Below are 9869 nucleotides of genomic sequence, written 5' to 3'. Positions count from 1 at the left end.
AAAGAAAATAATCAATCCTTGAAACGCCACATGAGGAAGCTCTGAGGGTTTGGATAACAGCCCCAGCAAAAAGAAAATCACTAACTGCATAAGTCCCGTTAAGCCGTCAAAGAAGGATACCATCTCCTTCTTTTCTTTTATTTTTCCATTTCCTAAAATCATTCCAGTAAGATAAACCGAAAGATAACCGTTGCCCCCCAGTACGGAGGAAAGGGAATAAGCAGTTACCGCCGATCCCAAAACAAAGACAAAGTCGAAGCCATCTCCGGAGACATCCACCTTACGCATAAGATACTGGGTAAGCAGAGCCACTACAAAACCTACGGATAAACCCCAGAAAACCTGAGCAAAGAGCATGCCGAGCATCTGTCCGAAGGATAGGTCCCCCTGAATCATCAGCATGGAAATCAAGGTCATCATATAGGACATGGGATCGTTACTTCCTGATTCAAACTCCAGTAAGGAGGCTGTTCTATCCTTTAAATTCAGTTTTCGGGAACGGAGAATAGAAAAGACGGAAGCCGCATCGGTAGAGCCTATTACGGAGCCCAGCAATAAGCCCCAGGAAAAACTTAAGTTAAACGCCAACATACAGAAAAACCCTACAGCCACCGCCGTTAGGACTACGCCCAAAGTGGATAAAACCATTGCTTCCTTGGAAATGTGCTTTGCCTCCTTCCAGCTTGTTCCAAAACCGCCGGAGAACATAATAAAGATTAAACCGAAGCTGCAAATATTTTCAGCCAAAGAATAGTTTTCAAAAGGAATTTTAAAAACACCGTCACTACCGAAGACGATGCCTAAAAAAAGGAAGGCCAAAAGCATGGGAAGGCCCATTCTTACAGAGAGCTTTTTCAAAAACACGCTGAAGAAAATGACGATTCCCCACATCAATAGCATTTGATTCAGATTTCCCTCCATAATCACTCCTCCCCTACTATCTACTCTATTGTTTAAAAGCTGTTCATTCACTAAAACGATGCAAAATTGTTGAAATGTTATTTTAACATATTTTTAACAAAGCGCATAGAGCGTAAAAAAGAGAAAGCTCCATTCTAGCATAAAAAAGAAGAGTCTGCAAAAAATCAAATGATTTTTTACAAACTCTTCTTAAATAATTTTATATTATCTCTTCACAGTCTTTCTCTTTTTGCCGTAAACCAGCGCTGTGGCAAAGCCCAGTCCTGTTAAGCTAAAGAGCGCAAAGTACAGAAGCATTGCGCTGCTGTCTCCGGTTTTGGTCTGTCCACGCTCAGCGCCCAGAACAGCACCCGGTTCAGTATTCTGCTGTGCATTTCTCTCTGCACCAAGTACCGCTCCATCCGCAGTAATAACATCCGGATTTCCTGCAGGTGTACGATTCGCATTCAATACATCTCCACCTCTTGGATTTGGCTGGGAAGGGCTTGGGCTGGGGGAGTTTCCTCCGCCGTTTCCGCCGCCTCCGTTTCGGCCGCCTCCACCATTATTGGGATTGGGAGTATTGTCGTTTTTCTTATTTACAAATACATTGACATAGCCGGTAGCCGGATTGCTCTGCGTTGTTGCTGTATAGCCGGCAACGCTATCCTCAGTAACGGTATAACGGATTTCTTTACCGTTTGCATCAAGCTTTGGCATATCAAAGCTATGCTGCCAACCGTTAGCCTTGTTTAAGGTATAGGTAGCTACCTTCTCTCCGTTAGCAAACAGCTGTACATTCAAATGGTCGGGGTGAGGTCCCTTACCCTGCCAAATCTTGGTTACCGGAATTACCACTCTGGAACCGTTATAGTTGCTGATGGTGAATCCTGTCTTTTCTGATCCGGAAATAGCCGCCTTAAAGCCTGCTACTTCCTCTTCGGAAACGGTATAAACAATTTCCTTTCCATTGGCATCCTGCTTGGGAAGATTGGAGAAGCTTGCCTTCCAGCCGTTGGCTGCGGATAACTCTACTGTAAGATTCTCATCCTTCACACCGTTCTTTAAAACGGATACCACTACCTTTTCAGGCTTATTGGTCGCAAGAGCCGGATCCAATACCCATTCCTTCTTCACGGAAAGATTGGTTGCCTTGGCAACAACTTCTTTCTTCTTATTCAGCATTTCCACTTCTACGGTTGCACCATTTGCGATGGAATTCTCAAAATCCTCTTTGCTGATGGTGCGAGGTGTGGAATCCAACTCGTAGCCTTCCGGAGCCTCCACCTCGGTCAAGACATAGTCGGCCTTGAAAACATTTTCCAACTTTGCAATACCGTTCTCATCGGTCACAATGGTTTTTGTATATTTAGTCTTAGGATTAACTAAAGTAAACTTAGCTCCCTGAAGAGCCTCGCCCTCATCTCCGATTTTCTTAACCTGGAGGTTGAAGGTTTTTCCATTTAAGAAACCGCCGGCTTCACTAACTTCAAAATCTCTGATTTGCTCTCTGCTGACAATTCCGTCACCGGTAAGCTTTGCCTGATTTTTATAAATAGTACCATTTTTAAATGCTTCATTTATCTCAACATAATAGCTGAAGAAGAAGCCGTCATCCGGATTCAGCTTTCCGATAGTATAGGTAAAGCTTCGTCCATCTGCAGAGTAATTCGGAGTAAAAAAGTCTTTAGAGGATTCTGCTGTATAGTTCTGCTTATCACGAAGACTCCAAAACGGTCCGCGATTTGCATCCGTATCATCCGGAGCGCTAACCCAAACACCGTTCTGCCACTGTCCTGAACGCCAGATTCCTGTTCTTAAGACAGGAGCATAAGTATCAATATCGGACTGCTTCAGATTTACATCTGTAAAATGATGCTTTACGTCGAAGTAGCTAAGCGCATCACTTTGCAGGGTATCGGTAAAAATAACATTCTCATAATCCGTAGCACCCTGTACCTTCTTAATATGGCGAGCATCCAGGGAAACCGTGTAATGAATTAAGTAATGGGTATTTCCGTCCCGGTCTACCAATTCAACCAGCTTTCTGTCACGGCTCTTCCAAAAGCTTACAGCATTCTCTTTCCCGATAATCTGGTAGTTCACATTATGGTTAATTACGGTCTTTCCGTTCACCTTAAGCTCCAGTGGAGTTTTGGTATCGGCTTTTACGACTTCCTTGTCGATTTCCGTATTAAAAAATACGCTTCCGTCTGTACCGCTGTAATGTTCAGCATCCTTGGTAAATACAATACGCATTTCCTTGGTAGCCTGATTATACTCTCCCTTGGCCAGAATCTTTCCGTTATCTCCCGGAATATTAAAGCTCAAGTCGGAGGACTTTAATTCTTTGGGAAGCTGAATAGAGATATAGTTTCCCTCCTGAATATTTAAGCCCTGAACCTTGATGGTGGCTTTAAATTGCATACTCTGATAGTTGGCAAAACTGCTATTCTCCGTCAGAGCTTTTCCATCTACAAACAACTTTACATCGGATAATGCATTTTCAATAGCCTTTCCGCTTGCACTTCCGGTGCCTGCTCCGGAAATCGTGCTGCTGCTTGTTGCTGAAGCTTCTGTACCGGTCCCTGTACTTCCGCTTGTCACTACAGCTGTTCCCCCGCTAGTACCTGTTTCGGCATTGGCATAGGAAAATCCCTGCCATACCATTAAAAGAACCAGCAATAGGGACAAAATCTGTCTCTTAGCCTTCATATTTCTTCTCCTTAAAAAATACTTAATTTTAGCGTCACTCGCTATTCTAGCATATTTTCTTAAAATTTCAAGGTGAAAAAATAAGTTTTTTTAAAGAATTAATACAGGGATTTTAAACGAGATATCGCACGCTTTGCGCACGATACTAGTTAAGAAATATTAATTGCCATATGTAAAAACCGCCAAAGAAATCTTAGACGGTTTTTCCTTTATGCTTCCTGCATAGTAATTATGCTTCCTGCCATTTTCATGGGGCGAAAACTGCGTTTTACTTCTCAGTTTTCTTTCTTTTCTTCTCGGCCAATACCCAAGCGAAAAGTCCTACTCCGGTAGTTGCAAATAATGCAAGATACTGAAGGGCTCTGCTGTTGTCGCCGGTAGATGTGGAACGAGATGCATCCAATACGGAACCGTCAGCCTTCTTGTTTCTGCTGGCGTTTAATACGGAACCGTTCTTGCCCTGAGCCTTATCCTGGCTGCCGCCCGGCTCTCTGGAAGCATCCAATACAGATCCGGGAGTATTGGGTTTATTACTTCCTCCACGGTTATTGCTTCTGCTTGGAGTTCCGCCGCCATTTCCGCCGCCGTTTCCGCCGCCCTTATTACCCGGAGCGTTAGGATCCTGGCTAACTTTGGTATTGGTAATTACATTGAGATAGCCTGTAGCAGCATCTCCGCTAATCTTGGTGGTATAGCCTGCTACCGCATCCTCTGTAACGGTATATTGAATCTCCTTACCATTCTTGCTTCTCTCCAGATTGGTAAAGGTGTACTGCCAGTTATTGTTGGCATAAAGATCCTGCTTAGCAATTTCCTTTCCGTCTGCTAAAAGGCGAACGGTTACGGATGAGGGATGATCTCCCTTTCCGCTCCATACCTTGGTAACAGGAATGGAAATCTTATTGCTGATAGTATTGGTTAAGGTAAAGCCAAGCTCCTGTGTTCCGGAAATAGCCGGAGCATATCCCTCCACTGCTTTTTCACGAATGGTATAGCTGTAAGCCTTACTGTTTTCGTCATACTTTGGAAGGTCGGAGAAGGAAGTCTTCCAAGCATTTGCCTGGCTTAACTCCTGCGTTACGCCGATAACCTCTCCGTTACGAAGAAGCTCTACAGTTACCTGCTTCGGTCTGCTTTGTGCCTTATCTCCCGCATCTACCCACTTCTTGGTCACATAGAGATTTCTCTTTGCTTCAGCCTTATTGTTTACAACGGTAAGGCTTGCAACCTTAGCCACATCGAACATATCCGCTTTTACACTATAGCTGTCATCGGATAAAATATATCCTGCAGGAGCCTGAATCTCCTTAACGGTATAGTCTCCTCTTAACAAGCCGGAAAGAATAGCTTCTCCGTTTGCATCAGTGGTTAATCTACCCACCTCAGCTCCCTCACTGTTGCTTACACTGAATACCGCACCGGCCAAGGCCTTCTGATCTTCATTCACCTTCTTTAACTTAATTTTAAAGGTGTCACCGGAAGCTTCGCCTCCTGCGCTCTGTACATTAACATTGTATTCCTTCTTCAACGGCTTTCCACCGTTTCCGTCGGAGTCCAATTCAACCTCATTGTGATAATTAAAGTTTGTTACAGGCTTTCCGTCAACCTTAGCATAGTAAACGATTTCAAAGCCTTCATTGGCAGCTGTATTTCCAAGATTTAAAGTAAATGTCTTCTTGCCTACAGCAGCTTTATACTGCGCTTCCAGTGCTGTGTTCTGGGTAGCAGGACCTGTCTTCTGAGAATTACGAATGTCAAAGTTCTTACCGTTTACTTCATCAGCAACCCAGTTTCCGTTGACATACTGTCCTCTCTGCCAAACGCCCTTACGAATGGATACGGGATGTTCATCACTGCTGTAGTAGGAAAATGCTCCCTCTCCCAAAGTATCCTTTAAAGTAATATTGGTTCTTGCTCCAACATTTACCAAAACGCGGTAACGAATTAAGTATACCTTGTTTCCGGCCGCATCGGTTTCCTCTACGAAATTTTGCCAGGAATCCTTTACCAAATCAAAATCACTATCTTTTGTGATTCCGGTATAATTGATGGAACCGGCAATTGCCAGATTGGATGTGTTGTTAACCTTTATAGAAGTGCTGAGCTGTTTAGCTTCTGTCTCCTTATCGGAGTTAACCTGAAGAGAAAGCCAGAACTTTCCTTTAATATCACTTCTCTGCTCTACATAATTTGTATAAGTCAAGGTAACGGTTCTATTTGCCGCATCAATGCTAGCCTTTGCTACGACCTGATCCCCATCTTTAATATCGAAGTTGTCTGATTTTTGAATTCTTAAAGAATCGGACAACTGGAAGGTGGTCGTATCTCCCGCCTTTGGACTCTGTCCCTCCGGTACGGTAAAATCTACGCTCACACCGAACTGCGCATAGTTGTCGATTCCTTCATTATTATATGCTGCAGAGTTATCCTTATTCACATAAACGGCATTAGCGTTTACGTTGATAGCTTTACCGGTGGTTGCATTAATTGCACTGGCAGCGGTCTGTCTTGCTGCTTCCTGTTTCGCCTGTTCAGCTCGGATGTCTTCTTCCGAGGGGCTACCCTGACTGCCGGTTTCCGTACCGCTTGTCACCGTACTTGGGGATGCCGGGGAAGTACGCTCATCTGCATTTGCAAAGGATACTCCCTGCCAAGCCATAGCCACGGCCATCAAGATCGCTAACAGCTTTCTTTTACGCTTCATGTCTTCTACTCCTTCATAATGATTTAAAAATTAATACTTAAACAATAGCTAATGTATTCTACCACAGCTTTTCAAAAAAACAAGACATCCTTACAAGGCTTGATTCTTGGAATTTTCTGCTGTAAGAGGACAAAAAATGGAAAAACCGTATAAAGAAGATTGGAATTTTCATTCTTAAGTTTTTTTCACTTCTTTTTTATCCTTTTATGCTTCTTCCCTTTCCGAAAATGAATATATTTCTCACATTCTTCTTACTATGGAAAGAATTTAATTTATACTTTTTTTAGAATTTAGTTTCTATTTCTTCTTTTTTTATTTCAAAAAGAATTACAGCTTTACCTTAACAACAACTTTTCTGCATGACATGGGATTATGTACCGCAACCGCAGGTCTGTGGGCCTCGTCCGGAGAAAGGATGAGGTAATCCCCTGCTTGTAAAAGCATTTGAGAAAATTCCCCCTTCGGCTCTAAAAAGCAGATATCCTTCCCCTCCGGATTCTCTGTAACCTCACAGGAAGAACGGGCTAGCACATCGATTCTTTCCTCTCCTTCCAGGAGATTCTGGATATCAAAGTAAATGTCATGGGCTTCAAAACGCCGGTCTTTCTCTAAAGCCGTTTCAAAGCTTTGCACCATGGCAAAGACCTCCTCTCCCAAAATAGGATAGTTTCCGTCTTCCAGTTGCCCTAAATCTTCTCTTTTTAAAAACTGAAACGCCGCTTGGAAACGTTCATTGGATAAATCGTACTTGTCATGATTTTTTAAATTCTGAAATACCATTTTCTATTTTCCTCCTTAAGGAATTTCTCCCGCCTGTAAAGGCCCGCCAAAAAGATAGCCTTGAATAATATCACATTGATACTCCAGGAGTTTTTCGTACTGCCACTCATCCTCCACACCTTCTACGATAACAACCTTTCCCAAGTCATGAACAATGTCAATCAGGTTCCGAATCACGTCTCCATTGTTCGGCAGGAAATGATCGATTAAGGACTTATCCATTTTCACCGTATTCAGAGGAATATAGGGCAGGTAGCTAAAACTGCTGTAGCCGGTTCCGAAGTCATCCAAATGCAGTTGAATTCCGGCTTCCACCAGACGATTAAAGATTTTCTTGGTTTGCTTGCTCTCTTCGAAAAGAATTCCCTCTGTGATTTCCAAGACTACGTATTCATGAGGAATTTCATAACGATCCAGCTGGTAAAAAAGATATTCCACAAAGTCATCATCATAAATCTGATAACTGCTGAAGTTAATGGAGATTGGGCAAAGAGCATGCCCCTCTTCCTTCCACTTGGCCAGCTGTCTTATAACCTGTTCCACCGCAATCTTTCCCAGCTTGGCAATATAGCCATAGCTTTCCGCAACCGGAATAAACTGATCCGGAGAGCAATCCTCATTTCGAATACGCATAAGGGATTCAAAGCCTACTACTTTTCTGGTCTTACAGTCCACCTGGGGCTGATATACCATATAGAAGGAATTCTCCTGAATGGCATTCTCCACAATCTTCAAAATCTGACTGATTTTTTCTTTTTTGTATCGAAGCTCCTCACTATAGAATACCAAGCGATTTTTTCCCTTCCGTTTTGCAAAGCTCATGGCCAGTCCGGCGTACATTACAATCGTCCGGGGGCTTTCCCCGCCTATGGAAGAGGCCACACCTCCCGAGGCATTCATATATACCGTTTCTTCTCCTACGGTAATTGCCCTTCGGAAGATGGAAAGGATTTCCGCCAGCTCCGGAGAATCCTCCTGCAAACATTTTCTGGGGAAAATAATCATAAACTCATCTCCACCGTAACGGGAAAGAATGACGCCATGATCCTTTTCAAAACGACGAAGTCGATTGGCTACAGCCACCAGATATAAGTCTCCCGTATCATAGCCTCTGGATTCATTTAACTCTTTTAAATTATCAATGTCCACTAAAACACAGGAGTAATCTTTGCTGTCTCCAATATAATCCGTAAGCCTTGCCAATGCGGTTTGACGGTTCAAAAGCTCCGTCAATAAGTCGTAGCTTAATTTATGTTCCAAATCATCCTTTGCCAGCAAGAGGCTCTCATTCTTCTCTTCCAATTCCTGCAGAACCTTCTTACTGTGTAAACGGCTCATAATGAAGTAAACGGCAATCATGCATACCGCCAGTAACGGAAAAGCGGCGATAAATAAAAAGCGGGCATAGCGCATAATCCATTGCTGAGGCGTATCTTCCAAAACAACGTTCTTCGGAAGCCGTGCTTTGGAAAGATGGTAAGCACTAAGAACTCGATTATCCACCGCAAGCTTTCCCGGGCTATCTTCTTCCGCTGAGGTTTTCTCCACATCCTTCTTGCCTGATAACACATCCATCATCAAAAGGCTGGCATCCTTGGCCATTTGTTTTATGTCCGGTGCTCTTCCGGCCAAAAATCCCCTTACATTATCCAACATAGCATAGCTATACACCGGAACATTGGCTCTGGACAAAACCATTTTCCTAGCCTGATTGCCGGGGTAGTAATTGCCGTCCTCATCCAATGTGGTTGAAATGTAAAGCACAATACTCTTTTCATCCAGCTTCTCAAGCTCTTCCAGAAACTCCTCTTTTTTCATCTGCGAAAAATTAAGGCCGGCAAAACGATAGGAGGAAAAGCTTCGTTGAAGGGAGAAAAACTCTTCCTTAGCTTGATTTCCCCAATAAGTATTATCATAAAGCACCATAATGGTATCCGCACCCATTTGCAGGGAAGTTGCCAAGCTTAAAGTATCTTTTAAGTAGGATGGACTGTAATATCCTGAAAACTTGGGATTTTTAGCTGCATTCTTTGCCAGTTCCTGATTGTTGATGCTGAAGAAAATGATGGGAATATCCGGAAAAAGCTCCCCCTGCTTTTCCAAAACAAATTCCAGAGCTCTATCATCTCCCACCAAAACTCCGTCATAAGGCTTTTCTCTATTCGCCAAACGAGTTTGTACAAAGGTATAAATCGCTTCAATATCCTTATCATGTCCAAAATGCTGAAAATCCATGTTTATGGTATCCAAATGAATATTGGATTGATTAATGATGGATTCCATTCCCTCCAACTCACTGGAAAAGAGTGGGGATGATGTATCATAGGAGCTCAGAAAAAGAATGTTCTTTTTCTCCGGGAGCATATAACTCTCATCGCTCTCCTTCCACTCCTTCCATTCCTTCGGCTTCTGACTGAAAAAGTTCTGCCATGCAAAAAAAGTTAAGAACACAAAAAGAAGCAGACAAAGAAAGCTTGCCAAAAGCAAAGCAAAACGAATAATTTTATTTCGTTCCTTATCTCCCATCTGTGCCGCGGTCCTCCTTACAGGCTTATCGTTTCCTTACAAAATTCTTAATCTCATTATTTTAACGTAAAATGATTCCTCTGGCTACGTAAAATCTATAATACTTCCTATTTATTTGATTTTTTAGGAAAGCTCCATAAAAAACATTTTGTATTATTGTAAAAACTATTTATTCTTTTTTATTTTTTTAGACTAAGCTCCCAAAAAAAGAAAAGAAATAGGGTTTACCTTAGAGAAAAGGTAA

General features: G+C 42.6%; 5 protein-coding genes. All 5 read right to left on the bottom strand.

Annotation, left to right across the window (positions count from 1 at the left end):
• On the bottom strand, positions 1-921 hold a 921-nt coding region (locus tag ACO4PX_RS00465), incomplete at its 3' end, for a potassium/proton antiporter (RefSeq protein WP_485570863.1).
• A gap of 204 nt (positions 922-1125) precedes the next feature.
• The gene (locus tag ACO4PX_RS00460) at positions 1126-3615 is read right to left on the bottom strand and encodes a Cna B-type domain-containing protein (protein ID WP_485570862.1); all 2490 of its coding nucleotides are present in this window, start codon (positions 3613-3615) and stop codon (positions 1126-1128) included.
• Between the two features lie 268 nt (positions 3616-3883).
• The gene (locus tag ACO4PX_RS00455) at positions 3884-6319 is read right to left on the bottom strand and encodes a Cna B-type domain-containing protein (protein ID WP_485570860.1); all 2436 of its coding nucleotides are present in this window, start codon (positions 6317-6319) and stop codon (positions 3884-3886) included.
• Between the two features lie 327 nt (positions 6320-6646).
• Positions 6647-7099 (bottom strand): NanQ anomerase/TabA/YiaL family protein, encoded by a 453-nt coding sequence (locus ACO4PX_RS00450; RefSeq protein ID WP_485570858.1) that lies wholly within the window; start codon positions 7097-7099, stop codon positions 6647-6649.
• A gap of 15 nt (positions 7100-7114) precedes the next feature.
• The gene (locus tag ACO4PX_RS00445) at positions 7115-9625 is read right to left on the bottom strand and encodes an EAL domain-containing protein (protein WP_485570857.1); all 2511 of its coding nucleotides are present in this window, start codon (positions 9623-9625) and stop codon (positions 7115-7117) included.
• Positions 9626-9869 lie beyond the last annotated feature (244 nt).

Source organism: Oribacterium sp. (genome assembly GCF_057249185.1).
Note: the sequence above shows the minus strand (reverse complement) of the source record. Positions and strands in the feature narration are given on the sequence as shown.

Bases quoted from the DNA above. Each gene is read 5' to 3' on its own strand.
- ACO4PX_RS00450 (WP_485570858.1), bottom strand. From the start codon at position 7,099: ATGGTATTTCAGAATTTAAAAAATCATGACAAGTACGATTTATCCAAT.
- ACO4PX_RS00460 (WP_485570862.1), bottom strand. From the start codon at position 3,615: ATGAAGGCTAAGAGACAGATTTTGTCCCTATTGCTGGTTCTTTTAATG.
- ACO4PX_RS00455 (WP_485570860.1), bottom strand. From the start codon at position 6,319: ATGAAGCGTAAAAGAAAGCTGTTAGCGATCTTGATGGCCGTGGCTATG.
- ACO4PX_RS00445 (WP_485570857.1), bottom strand. From the start codon at position 9,625: ATGGGAGATAAGGAACGAAATAAAATTATTCGTTTTGCTTTGCTTTTG.